This window comes from Enterobacter sp. AC1 (assembly GCF_050434705.1).
Taxonomy (GTDB): domain Bacteria; phylum Pseudomonadota; class Gammaproteobacteria; order Enterobacterales; family Enterobacteriaceae; genus Enterobacter; species Enterobacter cloacae_L.
The window spans coordinates 728469-747282 of sequence record NZ_JBNDIZ010000001.1; the positions used below are offsets into that span (position 1 = coordinate 728469).

An 18814-nucleotide genomic window follows, 5' to 3' on the forward strand; every position below is an offset into this window, starting at 1 on the left:
CACATTGTTTTTATGCTCAAACACGCTCAAGGATCATGGCAATGCCCTGACCCACACCGATGCACATCGTACACAGCGCGTAGCGCCCGCCGCGTCGGTGCAGTTCATTACTCGCGGCCAGCGCCAGCCTGGCGCCACTCATCCCCAGCGGGTGGCCCAGCGCAATCGCGCCGCCGTTCGGGTTGACGTGCGCGGCATCATCCGGCAGGCCCAGCTGACGCAGCACGCCCAGCGCCTGCGAGGCGAACGCTTCGTTAAGCTCAATCACGTCCATATCGTTAATACTGAGCCCGGCGCGCTCCAGTACCTTGCGGGTGGCGGGTACCGGGCCGAGCCCCATCAGACGTGGCTCCACGCCTGCCGTTGCCATCGCCACGATCCGCGTGCGCGGGACTACCCCCTGCGCCAGCGCCATCTTCTCGCTGGCGATGAGCAGCGCCGCCGCGCCGTCGTTAACCCCGGAGGCATTTCCCGCCGTGACCACCCCGTTCTTGCGAAACGGCGTTTTCAGCCCGGCAAGCTGCTCGAGCGTGGTGTCCGCGCGCGGATGTTCATCCACGCTGAACTCTGTGACCGCGCCCTTTTTACCCGGCACCTGCACCGGCACAATCTCCTGCGCCAGAATGCCGTTCTGCTGAGCCCGAGCGGTACGCTGCTGGCTGCGCAGCGCGAACGCGTCCTGATCGGCACGGCTGATATTTAACAATTCAGCTACATTCTCTGCCGTTTCCGGCATACTGTCAGTTCCGAATTGCTGATGCATGAGCGGATTCACAAATCGCCAGCCGATGGTGGTATCAAAGACTTCCGCCTGACGCTGAAACGCGGCGGTGGCTTTGCCCATCACAAACGGCGCGCGGGACATCGACTCCACGCCGCCCGCTATCAGCAGGTCGCCGTCGCCCGCCTTAATGGTGCGCGCCGCAAAACCAATCGCGTCCAGCCCGGACCCGCACAGGCGGTTAATGGTGGTTCCGGAGACCGTCTGCGGCAGACCTGCCAGCAGCGCCGACATGCGCGCCACGTTGCGGTTATCTTCCCCCGCCTGGTTGGCGCAGCCGTAAATCACGTCATCAATCCGCTCGAGGTCGAGCTGCGGATAGCGGGCCAGCAGCGCGCGCAGCGGCACTGCGCCGAGATCGTCGGTTCTTACCGCAGAAAGCGCGCCGCCGTAGCGCCCCACCGGCGTTCGAACGCCATCACAAATAAATGCGTCACGCATTTGCCTCTCCTGTCACGCTGCCGCCGATGCGGTGAGATTTCCCGCGAAAAAGGGCGACGGTTTTCTGTTGTTGGTTCTGGATTTCAATGTCGTACACGCCGGTCAGCTTGCCCTGATGCTTCACCCGCGCGGTGGCGGTAAGCGTGTCACCGGCAAAGCCCGGACGCAGAAAATCAATCGAGCAGCCCGAGGCCACCGCCGCCAGCCCCTGGCTGTTGCAGGCGTAGGCAAAGGCGGTGTCTGCCAGCGAAAACAGCTGCCCGCCGTGGCAGGTTTTGTGGCCGTTAAGCATCTGCGGGGTGATGGTCATGGTCACCACCGCGTAGCCGTCGTCCATCTCGACAATGTCCATCCCCATCGCCTGCGCGCAGGCGTCCCGTTCGTACATCGCGCGGGCGTTATGCCAGGCGTTAAGACTCATAGCTACTCTCCAGAAGCGCACGCTGGCGCAGCAGTGAACAGGGGCGATAGCGCTCTTCGCCGTAATGGCGCTGCAGGTTCTCCAGCAGGGTCAGCAGATGCTGCCAGCCCAGACGCTCGCCCCAGGCAATCGGGCCGCTCGGGTAGTTCACGCCGAGGCGCATGGCGGTATCTATATCCTTCTCGCTGGCGACCCCTTTTTGCAGGGCATCCAGCGCTTCGTTGGCAATCATCGCCACCGTGCGCCAGATCAGCAGGCCGGGATAATCGGCAATTTGCACCACCCGGTTACCCTGCTGCTGCAGGTAGCGGATGGCTTTTTGCGTCGCGGTATGCGGGTTACTGGCGGCCGCGGCAATCACCGCCACATCGCGTTCAATGCGGTCGACCACCACCACCGGACCGTTGAGCCGCAGCGCCAGCGCCTGAGCGGTTTCCCCCTGCGTTTCAACCAGAAACACGTCATCAATTTCGGTGACACCGTCACGTCTTTTCTCCACCCGCATCGGGCTGTAGCTCTCATTCACCGCCTTGATCCACTGCACGGCGGGTTTGTCACCCTGCCAGTCGTAAACGCCCTTCCCGCTCTTTTTGCCCAGCCGTCCCGCCAGCACCAGCTCCTGCTGCACCAGCGAGGGTAGAAAACGACGCTCCTGCCAGAAGGCGTTAAATACCGAGCAGGTCACCGCAAAGTTAACGTCCTGGCCAATCATGTCGGTCAGCTCCAGCGGCCCCATCGGGAACCCGCCGCCTTCGCGCAGGGCGGCGTCAATGACCTCCGGCGCGGCCACCTGCTCTTCCAGCGCGCGCCAGGCTTCGGAATAGAACGGACGCGCGACGCGGTTGACGATGAACCCCGGCGTGGACTGGCAGCGAACCGGCTGTTTTCCCCAGTTCAGCGCCAGCTCGCACAGCGCGTCGGCCACTTCCGGTGAGGTTGCCAGCCCGCTCACCACTTCCACCAGCTTCATCACCGGCGCTGGGTTAAAGAAGTGCAGCCCCGCGACGCGCTCCGGATGGTGCACGTCCGCCGCTATCGCGGTAATAGAAATGGAGGACGTGTTGCTGGTCAGCACCGTCTGCGGCGGGCAGATTTCAGCCAGCTGCGCGAACAGCGCCTTTTTGACGTCCAGCCGCTCGGCGGCCGCTTCAATCACCAGATCGGCCGCTGAGAGCGCGTTGATATCCGCGGCTGGAAGCAGCCTGGCAAGGATCTGGCTGCCGGCATCGGCGGAGAGTTTTCCCCGCGTCACCCGGGAGGCCAGACGCTGGCGGATCCCGTCGATGGCGCGCGAAATCGCATCGGTAGAAATGTCGTAGAGCAGAACCTGATGGCCGTGGCTGGCCGCCACTTCGGCAATCCCGGCGCCCATCGTGCCGCTGCCAATCACGGCGACAGTCCGTATGTTCAGCATCTTATTTCCCCGTAAAGTGCGGCGCACGCTTCGCCAGGAAGGCGCTGACGCCCTCGCGGTAGTCGTCGCTGCGCCCGGCCATGCGCTGATAGTCGCGCTCGAGATCGAGCTGAGCGTCGAGGGTGTTGGTTTCTGCGGCATTGATGGCCTGCTTGATCAGCCCCAGCCCGAAGGTCGGCTGAGAGGCAAAATGCAGCGCCATCTGCTGCGCGGTAGCGGAGAGCTGGTCGTCATCCACCACCTGCCAGATCATCCCCCACGCCTGCGCCTGTTCGGCGCTGAGCTTGTCGCCGAGCAGCGCCAGCCCCATGGCGCGGGCGCGTCCGGCCACGCGCGGCAGCAGCCAGGTGCCGCCGCAGTCCGGGACTAAGCCGAGCTTGCTGAAGGCCATCACAAAGTTAGCGGAGCGCGCGGCAATCACCATGTCGCACCCGAGCGCCAGCGTGGCACCGGCGCCCGCCGCCACGCCGTTGACCGCGCAGATGACCGGTTTAGGCAGCTTTGCCAGGCGGCGAACCAGCGGGTTGTAAAAGGTCTCGACGGACATGCCGAGGTCCGGCGCCGGGCCGTTGGGGTCGACGTTGCGGTCGTTCAGATCCTGACCGGCACAGAAGCCGCGCCCGGCGCCGGTGATCAGCAGGCAGCGAACGGTGTCATCCCGCTCGGCCTGCTTCAGGCATTCGGCAAGCTGCTGGTGCATCACGTCATTGAAGCTGTTCAGACGCTCCGGGCGGTTCAGGGTGATCGTCATGACGCCCTGTTCTACTTGACTGAGAATAAATTCCACAATTAGCGTCCTTTAAAGTCGGGAGTGCGTTTTTGTAAGAAGGCGTCGATGCCTTCCCGGCGATCTTCGGTAGCGGATAGCAGCGTAAAAAGCTGGCGCTCCTGCGCCAGCCCGGCCTGCAGCGGCACCTCCTGAGACTGGCGCAGCGCCTGTTTCGCCGCCTGCAGCGCCAGCGGCGAGTGGCGCGCCATCCGTGCCGCCTGCTTCAGGGCATACTCCAGCGTCAGCGCTGCCGGGAAAACGTCGCTGACCAGCCCGGCGCTCAGCGCCTGCTCTGCACAGATACTCTCGCCGGTCAGCACCATTTTGCTGGCAAGGGATTTACCAACGCTGCGGATAAGACGCTGGGTGCCGCCCGCGCCGGGCATAATGCCGAGCGTGATTTCCGGCAGGCCAAAGCGGGCGTTGTCGCCGGCGATAACCACGTCGCACAGCAGCGCCAGCTCGCAGCCCGCGCCCAGCGCGAAGCCGTTTACGGCGGCGATCAGCGGTTTAGGAAACGCGTTGATTCGCGCCCACAGCTGCGGTCGAATATCGTTCAGGGTGGCAGGCAGGTCTTTCTCTGCCATTTCACTGAGATCGGCCCCGGCGGCAAAGCAGCGCGCGCTGCCGTAAATCACGCAGACGGCGACGTCGGCATCCAAAGCAGCGGCCTCAAGCTGCTCAGCAAGCTGCGTCAGCAGCGCATTGTTGAGGGCGTTGCGCGCCACCGGACGGTTGAGAGTCAGCTGGAGCACACGGCCATGACGGGTAGCAATCAGTTCGCTCATGCCATCCCCTTCGCGTCGAAGTCGACAATCACGTCGGCGGTTAACGGCAGCGACTGGCAGCTCAGCACGTATCCGGCGGCCAGCTCGTCCGGCTCCAGGCTGTAGTTGGTCGCCATGTCCACCTTCCCGCGCAGCACTTTGCATTTACAGGTGGCGCATACGCCGCCCTTGCAGGCATACGGCAGATCCGCGCCCTGGCGCAGGGCGGCATCGAGAATACTTTCATCGTCCGCCGTCAGGGTGATTTCACGGTCGCGTCCGTCCTGGCGCACGGTCACTTTCTGCCCTTCCGCCTGGACGTGCACCGCGCGTTTAGCGGTGGTTCCCGGGGTGTTAAAGCGCTCAAGGTGAATCGCTTTGTCCGGCATCCCCAGCGCTTTCAGCGCGGCTTCGGCGTCGTCCATCATCGCCGAGGGACCGCAGATAAACGCCTCGTCGTACTGGCGGAAGTTGATCAGGGTTTTCGCCAGCGCCTGCAGCTTTTCCCCGTCGATGCGGCCGTAAAGCAGGTCGCTGTCCAGCCGCTCCTGGCTGAAGATGGAGACCAGCTGCAGCCGCTGCGGGTATTTGTCCTTCAGGTCCGCCAGCGCCTGGCGGAACATCATGCTCTGGCTGCTGCGGTTGCCGTAGATGAGGGTGAAATGGCTCTTCGGTTCGGTCGCAAGCGTTGCGGAGATAATCGCCAGCATCGGGGTGATCCCGGAGCCTGCCGCAATCGCCAGATAGTGCCCCTCGCGCTCTGCCCGCGGCTGGTAGCCAAACTGCCCCTGGGGAACCATGACCTCAAGCGCCATGCCCGCTTTGATCTCATCCCGGGCATAGCGGGAGAACCGCCCGCCGTCGATGGCTTTGACCGCCACGCTGATCTCGCCCGGGGCGGTACTCCGACAGATGGAGTAGCAGCGGCGCAGCTCGTCCTCGCCCAGCTTCGTTTTCAGGGTCAGGTGCTGGCCGGGACGAAAGCGGTAGGCGTCCTGCAGCGCCTGCGGCACCGCGAACGTGATGGTCACCGCGTCGCGGGTTTCCGGTTCCACTTTTGCCACTGTTAATGAATGAAACGTTGTCATGGCAGCCTCAAATACATTTGAAATAGTCGAAGGGCTCACGGCAGGTGTTGCAGCGGTAGAGCGCTTTGCAGGCCGTCGAACCAAATTCACTGATAAGCGAGGTGTCGGTGCTGGCGCAGCGCGGGCAGCTCACCTCGGCCGGGGCGTGCGCGTGGCAGCTATGCCCCACGGGCGGGCTGATGCCGTAGGCCCGCAGGCGCTCGCGCGCGTCGGCGGTCATCCAGTCGGTGGTCCAGGCGGGTTCAAGCTGGAGCACAATGTGCACCGGGGTAAAGCCGTGCGCGGTCATCGCGTCGCGGATCGCCCCCAGCAGGTGTTCCGTTGCCGGACAGCCCGAGTAGGTAGGCGTGAAGCCGATAACCCAGCCTTCACCCTGCGCCTTCACGCTGCGCACCATGCCTAAATCGGTGATGGTTAATACAGGCACTTCCGGGTCCGGGATCTGGCTTAACAGCGACCAGATCTCAGGAATTTGCGCAGGCGCGATGTCGACGAGGCGTTGCATAGCGTTCTCCTTTACCACTGCTGGCCGGGGTACGCGCGCTGGAGATACTGCATTTCCGCCAGCATCGGACCCAGATGTTCGGTATGGAGCCCCTGCTTGCCCCCGGTGCGGTACGCCACCTCTTCGGGCACCTGCAGGCAGGCTTCATTCAGACCGGCAAAGACTTCACTTTCCCACGGCTGGCGGAGGAGGCGCGGGTCAACCGCTACGCCGGCGTCAATCAATTCCAGCTCAACGTCATCCGCCTCAAACAGCTCCGCCGTAAAACGCCACAGGCTGTCGATGGCCTGCTGCATTTTTTGCGCGGAGGTTTTGGTGGCATCGCCCAGCCGCACCAGCCAGCCCCGGCTAAAGCGCAGGTGGTAGCGCGCCTCTTTAATCGCCTTGGCGGAGATGGCGGCAAGCTGGCTGTCGCGGCTTTGGGTCAGCCGTTCGTACAGCGCCACGTTCCAGGCATCCATCAGGTACTGGCGGGCAATCGTGTCGGCGAAGCTGCCGTTCGGCTGCTCCACCAGCAGCACGTTGTGGAACTGGCGCTCGTCGCGACCAAACGCCAGCGTGTCTTCGTCGCCCTGGCCTTCCCGCTCTGCGGCATAGGTCAGGAAGTTGCGCGCCTGGCCCAGCAGATCGAGACCGATATTGGCGAGCGCGAGGTCGATTTCCAGCTCCGGCGCGTGGCCGCACCAGGCGCCCAGACGCTGGGAGAGCACCAGACCGTTATCGCCCAGACGCAGGGCATAGGCAGTCACTGAATTCATTCTTTGCCTCACATGTGCTCGATGCCGTCAGGGATGGTGTAGAACGTCGGATGTCGATAGACCTTGCTTTCCGCCGGGTCGAAAAACTCGCCGCTCTCTTCCGGCTGGGACGCGACAATCTCGCTCGCCTTAACCACCCAGATAGAGCACCCTTCGCTGCGCCGGGTGTAGGCATCGCGCGCATTTTCCAGCGCCATGCGGTCGTCGGCGGCATGCAGACTGCCCACGTGACGGTGGGATAACCCCTGTTTGCTGCGTACGAACACTTCGTACAGCGGCCAGTAGACATTGCTCATGGTTATTTCCTCTTTATGCGGCCTGACGGGCGCGCTGTTTTTCGGCGTGCGCCAGCGCGGCTTCCCGCACCCACGCGCCCTCTTCCCAGGCTTTACGCTTGGCGGCCAGGCGTTCGTGGTTGCAGATGCCGCGCCCGTTAATGACCTCTTCAAACTCCTGCCAGTCGATCTCGCCGAAGCGGTAGTGGCCGCTCTCGTCATCGAAGCGCAGGTCGGGATCGGGCACCGTCATGCCCAGCATCTCCACCTGCGGCACCGTGTTGTCGACAAAGCGCTGGCGCAGCTCGTCGTTGCCGAAGCGCTTGATTTTCCACGCCAGGCTGCGGGCGCTGTTCGGCGAGTTGTCGTCGTTTGGCCCGAACATCATCAGCGCCGGCCACCAGAAGCGGTTGATCGCGTCCTGGAGCATCTGGCGCTGGGCCTCGCTCCCCTGCGCCAGTGCCATGCAGGCCTCAAAGCCCTGGCGCTGGTGGAAGCTCTCTTCTTTACAGATTTTCACCATCGCCCGGGCATACGGACCGTAGGAGGTCCGGCACAGCGCCACCTGGTTGACGATGGCGGCACCGTCCACCAGCCAGCCGATCACGCCGATGTCGGCCCAGCTCAGGGTCGGATAGTTGAAGATGGAGGAGTATTTCATCCTGCCGTCGAGCATCTTCTGGTAGATGTCTTCCCGCGCGCAGCCCAGCGTTTCCGCCGCGCTGTAGAGGTAGAGCCCGTGCCCGGCTTCATCCTGCACTTTCGCCAGCAGGATCGCCTTGCGGCGCAGCGTCGGGGCGCGGGCGATCCAGTTCCCTTCCGGCAGCATGCCGACAATTTCGGAGTGCGCATGCTGGCCAATCTGGCGGATCAACGTCTTGCGGTAGGCGTCGGGCATCCAGTCCTGAGGCTCAATCGCCGTCTCCTGCGCTATGCGCTGCTCAAACCGTTGTTCTTGCGTCACGTCATCACCTTTATGATTCGTTAGTTTGCAAATTAAAGCGTAATGTTGAATCACTTTGTTTTTTAAAAGTTACACAAAGGTTAAATATAACCCCAAGAATTGTTTCCTGGTTTTGTGATGCTGCTCGCAAGGCTTTTACTTCAGGCCCTACAGTCAGCGCCTTCAGGTGAGGTGATTCAGCACGCCGGATCACAATGTTAACAATTCATTAAAACTCAGCTTGATTTTTATGATTCGCGATCAAACTATTAATAGTGAAATCACGTAACATTTGGAGATAAGCGATGCAGCAGTTAGCCAGCTTCGTGTCCGGTACCTGGCAGTCTGGCCGGGGCCGCGAACGCACTATTCATCACGCCATCAGTGGCGAAGCGCTGTGGAGCGTGACCAGCGAAGGGCTGGACATGGCGGCCGCCCGCCGGTATGCGATTGAGCGCGGCGGTGAAGCGCTTCACGAGATGACCTTTATCGAACGTGCTGCCATGCTGAAGGCGGTGGCAAAACACCTGCTTGGCGAGAAAGAGACGTTTTATGCCCTGTCCGCCCAGACCGGGGCGACGAAAGCGGACAGCTGGGTCGATATTGAAGGCGGCATCGGCACCCTCTTCACTTACGCCAGCCTCGGTAGCCGCGAGCTGCCGGATGACACGCTCTGGCCGGAAGACGAGTTAATCCCGCTGTCGAAAGAAGGCGGCTTTGCGGCGCGCCACGTCCTGACCTCAAAATCCGGGGTAGCGGTGCACATCAACGCCTTTAATTTCCCCTGCTGGGGGATGCTGGAAAAGCTGGCCCCGACCTGGCTTGCCGGCATGCCCGCCATTATCAAACCCGCTACCGCCACCGCGCAGGTGACCCAGGCGATGGTGAAATCCATCGTCGACAGCGGACTGGTGCCGGACGGCGCCATCAGCCTGATCTGCGGCGGCGCGGGGGATCTGCTCGACCAGCTCGACAGCCAGGACGTGGTGACCTTTACCGGCTCCGCCAGCACCGGGCAAAGCCTGCGCGTGCACCCGAATATTGTGGCGAATTCCATTCCGTTCACCATGGAGGCCGACTCCCTGAACTGCTGCGTGCTGGGTGAAGACGTCACGCCGGAACAGCCGGAGTTTACCCTGTTCATCCGGGAAGTGGTGCGCGAGATGACCGCCAAGGCCGGGCAGAAATGTACCGCTATCCGCCGGATTATCGTCCCCCAAAGCCAGATTGACGCCGTGAGCCAGGCGCTGATTGCGCGTCTGGAAAAGGTGGTGGTGGGCGACCCGGCGCAGGAAGGGGTGAAGATGGGCGCGCTGGTCAACGCCGAACAGCGCGCGGACGTGCAGGAGAAAGTGGAGCAACTGATCGCCGCTGGCTGTCAGATCCGCCTGGGGGGCAAAGCGGACTTGCAGGCCGCTGGCGCGTTCTTCCCGCCAACCCTTCTGTTCTGCCCGCAGCCGGATGAAACCCCCGCCGTCCACGCGACGGAGGCTTTCGGCCCGGTAGCGACGCTGATGCCGTATCGCAATGCACAGCACGCGGTGCAGCTTGCCCGCGCGGGCGGCGGCAGCCTGGCGGGTACGCTGGTCACCGCCGATTCGGCGATTGCCCGCCGGTTTGTTGCCGGCGCGGCGCGCGCCCACGGGCGTATTCAGATCCTTAACGAGGAATCGTCAAAAGAGTCTACCGGCCACGGCTCCCCGCTGCCGCAGCTGGTCCACGGCGGTCCGGGCCGCGCGGGCGGCGGCGAAGAGCTGGGCGGCCTGCGCGCGGTGAAGCACTACCTGCAGCGCACCGCGATCCAGGGCAGCCCGACGATGCTGGCCGCCATTGGCAAACAGTGGGTGCGGGGCGCAACGGTGCAGGAAGATCGCGTGCATCCGTTCCGCAAATACTTTGAAGAGCTACAGCCGGGCGACAGCCTGCTGACGCCGCGCCGCACCCTCACGGAAGCAGACATTGTGAACTTTGCCTGCCTGAGCGGCGACCACTTCTACGCCCATATGGACAAGATCGGTGCGGCAGAGTCGATCTTTGGCGAGCGCGTGGTGCACGGCTACTTCCTGATTTCCGCCGCGGCGGGACTGTTTGTCGACGCGGGCGTCGGGCCGGTGATTGCCAACTACGGCATGGAAAACCTGCGCTTTATCGAGCCGGTTAAGCCGGGCGACACCATTCAGGTGCGTCTGACCTGCAAACGTAAAACCCTGAAGAAACAGCGCACCGCGGAGGAAAAACCAACCGGTGTGGTGGAATGGGCGGTTGAGATCTTCAACCAGCACCAGCAGGCCGTGGCGCTCTACTCCATTCTGACGCTGGTAGCGCGCCAGCGGGGTGATTTCAGCTAAGTTTCCCCCTCACCCTGACCCTCTCCCCAATGGGAGAGGAATCCCAGTAATTTTTTAACCGAAAGCGATATATGTTGCTTCAGGAAAATTAATGGCTTACAGCGATGCCCTGGTCCGGCTGTAAATCGCCGAGGCGTTTCCGTAAGGCCGGGGCGAGGCGCAGGGATGCGCTGAGAGGGCGTGGCCTGCAGGGATGCAGGCTCATGCCCGACCCGATAGCCTGAAGGAATAAGCTGAGGGTACCGCGAAGCGGCGATTTACCGCCGGGAGCCCGGGTCGCCAGGGTGGTGGCGATTGAGCCACCCTGGCACGTTCACAGGCCATGCCGTTACAGAGTAGCTAGGTACATAAAGTGAACGGAATGACCACCAGAGCCGTATGTTCCCCCTCACCCCAGCCCTCTCCCTCAAGGGAGAGGGGGTCGTCTGTGCTGACATCATTTGTGGGGAGAGGAAATGGCCTGGCATGTGATGTATCCCCGCTCTTTTTTTAACCTGGCAAGACCAACAAATAACCTGGCAGATGCAGGCAAACGCTTTTCTCATGGGCCTGTCAGGATAAGGCTGTCACAACACAATAAACACAACAAGATGAGGTCTACGATGGGAAGCAATTCTTCTTTTTCTGCCCGTAGAACGGCGCTGGCCATGGCCGTTGCGCTGTGTTGCGCCTGGCAATCCCCTGTTTTCGCCCACGGCAGCGAGGCGCATATGGTCCCGATGGACAAAACGCTGCAGGACTTCGGCGCGGACGTTCAGTGGGATGATTACGCACAGATGTTCACCATTGCGAAAGACGGTGCCTTTGTGAAGGTCAAACCGGGCGCGAAAACCGCCATCGTCAACGGCAAAACCCTCAAGCTTGAGGTGCCGGTGGTCATGAAAGGCAACAAGGCCTTTATCTCTGACAGCTTCATCAACGATGTTTTCCAGTCCGGCCTTGACCAGACCTTCCAGGTCGAAAAAAGCCCTCACCCGTTAAACGCGCTAACGGCAGACGAAATTAAGCAGGCCGTTGAAATTGTTAAAGCCTCAGCGGATTTTAAGCCGAATACCCGCTTCACCCAGATTGCCCTTGCCGAGCCAGAGAAAGCCAAAGTGTGGGACTTTGTGCTTAACGGTACGCCTGTGGATTCCCCCCGCCAGGCGAAGATCGTGATGCTCGATGGAAAGCACGTTATCGAAAGCGTGGTGGATCTGAAGGATAAAAAAATCCTGCGCTGGGAACCGGTGAAAGACGCGCACGGCATGGTGCTGCTGGATGATTTCACCGCGGTGCAGCAGATTATCAACGAGAGCACAGAGTTTGCCGAGGTGCTTAAAAAGCACGGCATCACCGACCCGAAAAAAGTGATTACCACGCCGCTGACCGTGGGCTATTTCGACGGTAAAGACGGCCTGAAGCAGGAAGATCGCCTGCTGAAGGTGGTGAGCTACCTCGACGTTGGCGACGGCAACTACTGGGCGCACCCGATTGAGAACCTGGTCGCCGTGGTGGATCTTGAGCAGAAGAAAATCCAGAAAATTGAAGAAGGCGCCGTTATTCCGGTGCCCATGACTCCGCGCCCCTATGATGGCCGCGACCGCGTAGAGACGCCGAAAAAGCCGCTCGACATCACTGAACCGGAAGGCAAGAACTACACCATAACCGGCGACAGGATCCACTGGCAGAACTGGGATTTCCACCTGAGCCTCGACTCCCGCGTCGGCCCGATGATTTCGACCTTGACCTATAACGACAACGGCAAAAAGCGCCAGATTATGTATCAGGGCTCCTTAGGCGGGATGATCGTCCCGTACGGCGATCCGGACGTCGGCTGGTACTTTAAAGCCTATCTCGACTCCGGCGACTACGGCATGGGCACCCTGACCTCCCCGCTGGTGCGCGGGAAAGACGTGCCGTCTAACGCCGTGATGCTCAATGAAACCATCCCGGATTACACCGGCGCGCCGATGGAGATCCCGCGCGCGATCGCCATTTTCGAACGCTACGCCGGGCCGGAGTACAAGCATCAGGAGATGGGCCAGCCTAACGTCAGCACCGAGCGCCGCGAGCTGGTGGTGCGCTGGGTGAGTACCGTTGGCAACTACGATTACATCTTCGACTGGGTGTTCCATGAAAACGGCACCATCGGCATTGACGCCGGCGCGACGGGTATCGAAGCGGTGAAAGGCGTGCAGGCGAAAACCATGCACGATGCCACCGCCAAAGACGACACTAAATACGGTACGCTGATCGACCACAACATCGTGGGCACTACGCACCAGCACATCTACAACTTCCGCCTGGATATGGACGTGGACGGCATCAACAACAAGCTGGTGGCGATGGACCCGGAAGTGAAGCCGAATACCGCCGGCGGGCCGCGCACCAGCACCATGCAGATCAATCAGTACGATATTGATACCGAGCAGCAGGCGGCGCAGAAATTCGACCCGGGCACTATTCGCCTGCTGAGCAACACCCGCAAAGAGAACCGCATGGGCAACCCGGTCTCGTACCAGATCATCCCTTACGCGGGCGGTACGCACCCGGTAGCGACCGGCGCGAAATTTGCCCCGGACGAGTGGATCTACCATCGCCTGAGCTTTATGGACAAACAGCTGTGGGTGACCCGCTACCACCCGGATGAACTCTACCCGGAAGGTAAGTTCCCTAACCGCTCCATCCACGACACGGGCCTGGGGCAGTACAGCAAGGATAACGAGTCGCTGAACGACCAGGATGACGTGGTCTGGATGACCACCGGCACCACCCACGTGGCGCGCGCGGAAGAGTGGCCGATCATGCCGACGGAATGGGTGCATACCCTGCTTAAACCGTGGAACTTCTTCGACGAGACGCCAACGCTCGGGAAGAAAAAAGACGATAAATAACCACCTACCGGGCAATTGCCCGGTTTTTTTTGCCTCTGCAATTGAGGTTCGTCCAGGCTTGCTTATAGTTACAGATATCTCACCTGCATGATTTATCCCCCGGACGGGAAAGGGCTTTATGGAAAAAAGAAAAAAACCGACGCCTGAACGGGCAACCTGGCCGACGCGCCATGCCATGGTCATGCATGGACTGGCGATGAACCTGCCGTGGCTGGCTTTCGTCAACGTTAGCTTCGCCGTGATGATCCTGCTGCGACATATCCTGCTTAAGGCCGGCGATCCCCTTTATCCGACCACACCGCATCTGACGAAAATGGTCGATGCCTCAATGCTCGGGATTATTATCCTCTCTGCCGCGCTGGTCCTGATGGCCTGGCGGCGCATTGCCGGCATCAGCGCGGTGCTGTTTATCTGTAGCGCCATCTGGTCGGTAGCCTGCTTCTGGTTTATAACCCAGCTGCTGCTGCCTCACGTCTGGCCGCTGTGCGTCATTTTATTGCTCGCTGGCTTAACGGCGCTCTACTTTTACCCTGAGGGGTTAGTCGCCTTTGTGCTCCCGCTCTGGATCACCCTGCCGGTCGCCAGCTGGCGGCTCAATGACGGTCTCAATCTTCACTTCGTCGTCATCTGGAGCGTTTTTACGCTGATCCTCATCTGCGGGCGTTTCATCCTGTTAAGCTGGTTTGACGAAGCCTGGCGGCGCAACCAGCAAAATCAGCTGCTGATCTCCAGGCTGGACGCGCTGGCGCATCAGGACCCGTTAACCAAAACCGCCAACCGCCGGAAAATGGAAGTGGTGCTGGAAAACGCCGTTGAGCAGAAAAAAGCCTTCTCTGTGATCATGCTGGATATCGACTATTTCAAGCGCTACAACGATACCTACGGGCATCAGGCGGGTGACGAATGTCTGACGCGCGTGGCGCGGGTGCTGAAGCAGTCGGTGCGTACACCTGAGGATGTGGTCTCTCGCTACGGCGGGGAAGAGTTTCTGGTGATTCTGTTTAATTGCCCTGAAGCCATCGCTGAAAAGGTTGCCCTGCGTATTCAGGACGGCCTGCGCGCGGAGTCTATACCGCACGGCGCCTCAACCGTCAGCGACCACGTCACCGTCAGTATGGGCATTGCGAGCATGGCGGAGGGGTTAGCCGGCACCGAAATCATCGCCCGCGCCGACGCGGCGCTGTACCGGGCGAAAGAGGCCGGGCGGGATCGGGTATGCCGGTAAGAACGGCGGCTATTCCACATGCCGCTCGGCGATCCACTTACGGTATTGCCCGGGCGACATTCCCGTCACGCCGGTGAATGCGCGTCTGAATGCCGTGTCGTCAGCGTAACCGCAAGCCTCGGCAATCTGCCCTATCACGTTCCCCGGCTGCTCCAGAAGCCGCATCGCCTTTTCAATACGCATGCGCGTCAAAAAGTTTTTGGGGCTTTCATTCATCTCTTCCGCCATTTTTCGGTGCAGGGTGCGGGTGGTCATATTCAGCGCCCGCGCAAGCTGCTCCACGGTAATCGCCGGATTTTCATACCGGACGATGTGCTCCGCTTTCATAATCATCGGGTGTACTGAGTTTAAAAAACCAGCCGGCGCGTAAACCTGCTGAGATATCGGCTGGCTGTCAGCCACGGCCATATCGGCCGTCAGACGCGCCAGCTTCTGCCCCGCGTGCAGACGTATGATGTGCAGCGCCAGGTCAACCCACGAGAGCGGACCTCCGGAGGTGATAATCCGCGCGTCCTGCACCAGCGCCTTACCCCAGACCGGTTTGCTGAGCGGGTAACGCTGGCGAAAAGTGTGGTAAAGCCACCAGGTCGTAGTGCATGTCCGGCCATTTAGCACCCCCGCCTCGGCGAGAACCAGCCCGCCGGCACAGGCTCCCGCCAGCATCGCACCCTGGCTATGCTGGCCCCGCAGCCATTCTCCCGCCTCGTGGACCGCCGCCGGCGAGACCGGGCGCTTTTGCTCGTCAAGCTTCATCCCGCTGACAATCACGAGATCGAAGTTTCCGCCGGTGGTAAAGCTCCCGTCGGCGTCAATCAGCCGGCCCTGTGCGTCCGGAACCGGCGTCCCCGCCGCCGTGATGATGACCGCTTCAAAAGCAGACATACCCTCGCCGTCCGGCTGCTGGGCAATCACCTCATTGGCCAGCCAGAACATGTCGCAGAGCCCAGCCACGGCTGACTTCATGCTGCCGGGTAACGCTAAAATGCCAATTTTCATGATTCAGGCCTGAGCAGAATGTCTGATTTCGTATGTTAACCGTCATTTCGGACACTACAAGCGTCATTACACCTCTCGTTACACTGTGCTTCACCGTTACTCAGAAAATTACGTCACGCCTATGAAACCGACACGCTTGCCCGTTCTTCTCACTTTGCTGTGCCTGGCCGCGTCGCAGCCAGTGCAGGCGCGGATTAATAACATCGTCCTCGTGCACGGAGCCTTTACCGATGGTTCCGTCTGGCAGGCGGTAATCGGCCGCTTGCAGTCCCGGGGCTACCACGTCACGGCGGTGCAGAACCCCCTGACCTCGCTGAAGGATGACGTCGCCGCCACGGAGCGCGTCATCGATCGCCAGCAAGGGGATGTCGTCCTTGTCGGGCACTCCTGGGCCGGCGCGGCGATCGCCCAGGCGGGCAATAACCCGAAGGTGAAGAAGCTGGTTTTCCTTTCCGCCCTTGCCCCCGACAGCGGAGAATCGGTCGCCGCTCTTCTGACCCGACTTAACGCGCCGATGGCAGACATGCGCCCGGATAAGCAGGGATTCATCTGGCTGGACGATCCCGTCGCTTATCAGCGCGTGATGGCCAACGACCTGCCTCTAAAACGCGTAAAAGTGCTTACGGCTACCCAGCAGCCTATCGCCGCAGGCGCCTTTAGCGAGAAGGTTGAGCTCGCCGCCTGGCGTGAAAAGCCCTCATGGTATCTGCTGACCGAAGACGATCGCGCCTTCTCTCCCGGCGTCCAGCAGCAGCTTGCCGGTGCCATGCACGCCACCGTCATGCGGATAAAGAGCAGCCATATGTCGATGATTTCCCATCCGGATGCCGTCAGCCAGCTTATCGAACAAGCAACCCAGCCCGACGTAAAGGAAATGAAAAAATGAAGATCCTGCATATAGATTCAAGCATTAACGGCGAGTTCTCACTTTCACGTCAGCTGACGGCAGAGGTGGTTCGCCAGCTCGCGTCAGACAAGGTGGTCTATCGTGACGTCGTTAAGACGCCCGTTGCCCACCTGACCGGCGCCGTTGCCGCCGGCTTCCGGCCGCTGCGGATAGCCACGGACGCGACGGCGGAAGACGTCCGCGAACACCGGCTGTCCGGGGAACTGGTGAACGAGTTTCTCGACAGCGACATTATCGTGATCGGTGCGCCTATGTATAACTTCTCCGTCTCAACGCAGCTTAAAGCGTGGTTAGATCGACTGGCCCAGCCGGGAAAAACCTTCAGCTATACCCCGACGGGCCCGGTGGGACATGCGACCGGCAAGAGGATTATTGTCGTCTCCACCCGAGGGGGGATCTATCACGGTACGCCAATCGCGGACATGGATTTTCAGGAGCGATACCTGCAGAAGTTTTTTGGCTTTCTGGGCATCGACAGCGTGGAATTCGTGCGGGCTGAAGGAGCGACGCGCGGTGAGGAGATCCGCGCTAAAGGCGTTGCGCAGGCGTTTGACGCTATTCCGTCCGCCATCGCCGCCTCGCTAAAATAGCCATCGGGTGAAAGCATGCCGGGTAAGCGTAGCCGCCACCCGGCTTGTTTTTAGTACCGCACGCACACCGATTTGGTTTCGCACCAGCCGTCCAGCCAGTCCGGGCCAAAGTCGCGTCCGGTGCCGGACTGCTTCATCCCGCCGAACGGCAGGTTGGCGTCGATCAACGTATGGCTGTTCACCCAGACGGTGCCCGCCTGCAGCCTGTCGGTATATTCCAGCGCCTTGCTGATATTCTGCGTCCAGACGCTGGCCGTCAGGCCATATTCGGTGTCATTTGCCAGCTGGAGCGCCTCTTCCCCGTCGGAGACGCGCACCAGGTTGACCACCGGGCCGAATACCTCTTCGCGGGTCAACCGCAGCGCGGCATCCGGGTTCACCACCAGCGTAGGCGAAACGTAATAGCCTTTGCCTTCCGGGCCACGGTTCCCGACGATCAGCTCCGCGTTGCGCGTTTTTGCTTCATCAAGGAAGGTCTGCACCTTGTCGCAATGCGCGCGCGACACCAGCGGGTTGATAAACGCCTCCGGGGACATGCCCGGCCCGACGCTCAGGGATTTCACCGCCTGCTCAAACCCGCTGACCAGCGTGTCAAACAGCGGTGCTTCAATATAGATGCGGGAGCTTGCCGCGCAGACCTGTCCCTGGTTCAGGAAGCTGCCGGTCATTAACCCCTCTATCACCCACGCCGGGTCGGCGTCCATCAGCACAATCGCCGGGTTTTTGCCCCCCAGTTCGAGAGTCACCCCGGTCAGCGTGTCCGCTGCCGCACGGGCGATGTGTTTGCCCGTTGCCGTTGAGCCGGTAAAACTGACCTTGGCAATATGCGGATGCGAGGTGAGCGCTGCGCCACACACCGCGCCGCTCCCGGTTACCACGTTAAACACCCCGTCCGGTATGCCCGCTTCGCTGGCCAGTTCCGCCACGCGCAGCATGGTCAGCGGCGTGGTTTCGGACGGTTTAATGACGATAGAGCAACCCGCAGCCAGCGCAGGCATCACTTTCCACATCCCGATCATCAGCGGGAAGTTCCAGGGCACAATTCCGGCCACCACGCCAACCGGCTCTTTGCGCGTCCACGCCTGGTAGCGTGCGCCCTGCGGCATTGGAATGGAGAGGTCGAGCGTTTTACCCGAAATCTTGGTGGTCAGCCCGGCGGTATAGCGCATCCAGTTGAGGGTGCAGCCCACTTCAAAGGCGCGGGAAATGTTGATAGACTTGCCCTGCTCCAGCGTTTCTAGCTGGGCCAGCTCCTCGCTATGCTGCTCAACCAGATCGGCAAAATGCAGCAGGATCCGCTCGCGCTCAGCCGGTAATTTTCCGGCCCAGCTGCGGGCGACAAAGGCGCGCCAGCCGGACATCACCGCGCGGTCGACGTCATCGACGCTGGCATCGGCCGTCGAGGCAATCACCTCGCCGGTGGCCGGGTTGTAGACATTGAGCCGTTTTTCACTGTCCGACGCGGCCTGACGCCCTTCAATCCACAGGCCATGATGTCGGTCCAAAAACTGCTGCACGGCAGGCTGAATAGCCACCTGTGATTCAGACATAGGATACTCCTTCGTTATTATTCGCAGGGTGTTAATCCAGTCTAAGAGGGGTTTCGCATTCTCGCTTTTGTCTCTGTGACATTCGCTTTGCCACCTGTGACAGGCTCCGCAAATCGTGATAATTCCGTCTTATATCGCTGTCCCCGGTGAGTGTTCTTTC

Annotated in this window: 17 protein-coding genes; 5 read left to right on the forward strand and 12 right to left on the reverse strand. The window is 61.1% G+C overall.

Annotated elements, in window-relative coordinates:
• Positions 1 to 16 precede the first annotated feature (16 nt).
• From pcaF to paaA, 10 genes are read right to left on the reverse strand one after another with little or no spacing between them, the layout of a single operon-like run.
• A complete protein-coding gene (gene pcaF / locus M2433_RS03425) occupies positions 17 to 1222 on the reverse strand; it encodes a 3-oxoadipyl-CoA thiolase (protein WP_429052865.1) in 1206 nt (401 codons plus the stop codon).
• Positions 1215 to 1643 (reverse strand): hydroxyphenylacetyl-CoA thioesterase PaaI, encoded by a 429-nt coding sequence (gene paaI, locus M2433_RS03430; RefSeq protein ID WP_429052867.1) that lies wholly within the window; start codon positions 1641 to 1643, stop codon positions 1215 to 1217. Before paaI ends, pcaF begins: the two co-directional genes overlap by 8 nt.
• Positions 1633 to 3057 (reverse strand): 3-hydroxyacyl-CoA dehydrogenase PaaH, encoded by a 1425-nt coding sequence (gene paaH, locus M2433_RS03435; RefSeq protein WP_429052869.1) that lies wholly within the window; start codon positions 3055 to 3057, stop codon positions 1633 to 1635. The genes paaI and paaH overlap by 11 nt, the downstream gene beginning before the upstream one ends.
• A 1-nt stretch (position 3058) precedes the next feature.
• Positions 3059 to 3847, reverse strand: coding sequence for a 2-(1,2-epoxy-1,2-dihydrophenyl)acetyl-CoA isomerase PaaG (paaG, locus tag M2433_RS03440; protein ID WP_429053106.1), 789 nt, complete (start codon positions 3845 to 3847; stop codon positions 3059 to 3061).
• The gene (gene paaF / locus M2433_RS03445) at positions 3847 to 4614 is read right to left on the reverse strand and encodes a 2,3-dehydroadipyl-CoA hydratase PaaF (protein WP_429052871.1); all 768 of its coding nucleotides are present in this window, start codon (positions 4612 to 4614) and stop codon (positions 3847 to 3849) included. The genes paaG and paaF overlap by 1 nt, the downstream gene beginning before the upstream one ends.
• On the reverse strand, positions 4611 to 5681 hold the full coding sequence (gene paaE / locus M2433_RS03450) for a 1,2-phenylacetyl-CoA epoxidase subunit PaaE (protein ID WP_429052873.1): 1071 nt from the start codon (positions 5679 to 5681) through the stop codon (positions 4611 to 4613). Before paaE ends, paaF begins: the two co-directional genes overlap by 4 nt.
• A 7-nt stretch (positions 5682 to 5688) precedes the next feature.
• Positions 5689 to 6186: a 1,2-phenylacetyl-CoA epoxidase subunit PaaD gene (paaD, locus tag M2433_RS03455; RefSeq protein ID WP_063431474.1), complete on the reverse strand. Its 498-nt coding sequence runs from the start codon at positions 6184 to 6186 to the stop codon at positions 5689 to 5691.
• Positions 6187 to 6197: 11 nt separating this feature from the next.
• The gene (gene paaC, locus M2433_RS03460; protein WP_429052875.1) at positions 6198 to 6944 is read right to left on the reverse strand and encodes a 1,2-phenylacetyl-CoA epoxidase subunit PaaC; all 747 of its coding nucleotides are present in this window, start codon (positions 6942 to 6944) and stop codon (positions 6198 to 6200) included.
• Positions 6945 to 6952: 8 nt separating this feature from the next.
• The gene (gene paaB, locus M2433_RS03465; protein WP_003857353.1) at positions 6953 to 7240 is read right to left on the reverse strand and encodes a 1,2-phenylacetyl-CoA epoxidase subunit PaaB; all 288 of its coding nucleotides are present in this window, start codon (positions 7238 to 7240) and stop codon (positions 6953 to 6955) included.
• 13 nt (positions 7241 to 7253) lie between these two features.
• Positions 7254 to 8183: a 1,2-phenylacetyl-CoA epoxidase subunit PaaA gene (paaA, locus tag M2433_RS03470; RefSeq protein ID WP_264438765.1), complete on the reverse strand. Its 930-nt coding sequence runs from the start codon at positions 8181 to 8183 to the stop codon at positions 7254 to 7256.
• A gap of 284 nt (positions 8184 to 8467) precedes the next feature.
• Here paaA and paaZ point away from each other — a divergent pair, with 284 nt between their 5' ends.
• The 3 genes from paaZ to M2433_RS03485 all read left to right on the forward strand — a co-directional run bounded on the left by paaZ (position 8468) and on the right by M2433_RS03485 (position 14611).
• Positions 8468 to 10510: a phenylacetic acid degradation bifunctional protein PaaZ gene (gene paaZ, locus M2433_RS03475; protein ID WP_429052879.1), complete on the forward strand. Its 2043-nt coding sequence runs from the start codon at positions 8468 to 8470 to the stop codon at positions 10508 to 10510.
• Between the two features lie 602 nt (positions 10511 to 11112).
• The gene (gene tynA / locus M2433_RS03480) at positions 11113 to 13386 is read left to right on the forward strand and encodes a primary-amine oxidase (RefSeq protein ID WP_429052881.1); all 2274 of its coding nucleotides are present in this window, start codon (positions 11113 to 11115) and stop codon (positions 13384 to 13386) included.
• 118 nt (positions 13387 to 13504) lie between these two features.
• Positions 13505 to 14611 carry a GGDEF domain-containing protein gene (locus M2433_RS03485; protein ID WP_429052883.1) on the forward strand — a complete coding sequence of 369 codons (1107 nt, stop codon included), beginning with the start codon at positions 13505 to 13507 and terminating at the stop codon, positions 14609 to 14611.
• 9 nt (positions 14612 to 14620) lie between these two features.
• On the opposite strand, the gene M2433_RS03490 is transcribed toward M2433_RS03485, so the two are convergent.
• Positions 14621 to 15607 carry a GlxA family transcriptional regulator gene (locus tag M2433_RS03490; RefSeq protein ID WP_429052885.1) on the reverse strand — a complete coding sequence of 329 codons (987 nt, stop codon included), beginning with the start codon at positions 15605 to 15607 and terminating at the stop codon, positions 14621 to 14623.
• Between the two features lie 121 nt (positions 15608 to 15728).
• On the opposite strand from M2433_RS03490, the gene M2433_RS03495 reads away from it, so the two are divergent.
• Both M2433_RS03495 and M2433_RS03500 read left to right on the forward strand, forming a co-directional pair.
• Positions 15729 to 16493: an alpha/beta fold hydrolase gene (locus tag M2433_RS03495; protein WP_429052887.1), complete on the forward strand. Its 765-nt coding sequence runs from the start codon at positions 15729 to 15731 to the stop codon at positions 16491 to 16493.
• The gene (locus M2433_RS03500; protein ID WP_059311389.1) at positions 16490 to 17104 is read left to right on the forward strand and encodes an FMN-dependent NADH-azoreductase; all 615 of its coding nucleotides are present in this window, start codon (positions 16490 to 16492) and stop codon (positions 17102 to 17104) included. The genes M2433_RS03495 and M2433_RS03500 overlap by 4 nt, the downstream gene beginning before the upstream one ends.
• Before the next feature lie 50 nt (positions 17105 to 17154).
• Here the strand turns inward: M2433_RS03500 and M2433_RS03505 are convergent, their stop codons facing one another.
• Positions 17155 to 18654 (reverse strand): aldehyde dehydrogenase family protein, encoded by a 1500-nt coding sequence (locus tag M2433_RS03505; RefSeq protein ID WP_429052889.1) that lies wholly within the window; start codon positions 18652 to 18654, stop codon positions 17155 to 17157.
• Positions 18655 to 18814 lie beyond the last annotated feature (160 nt).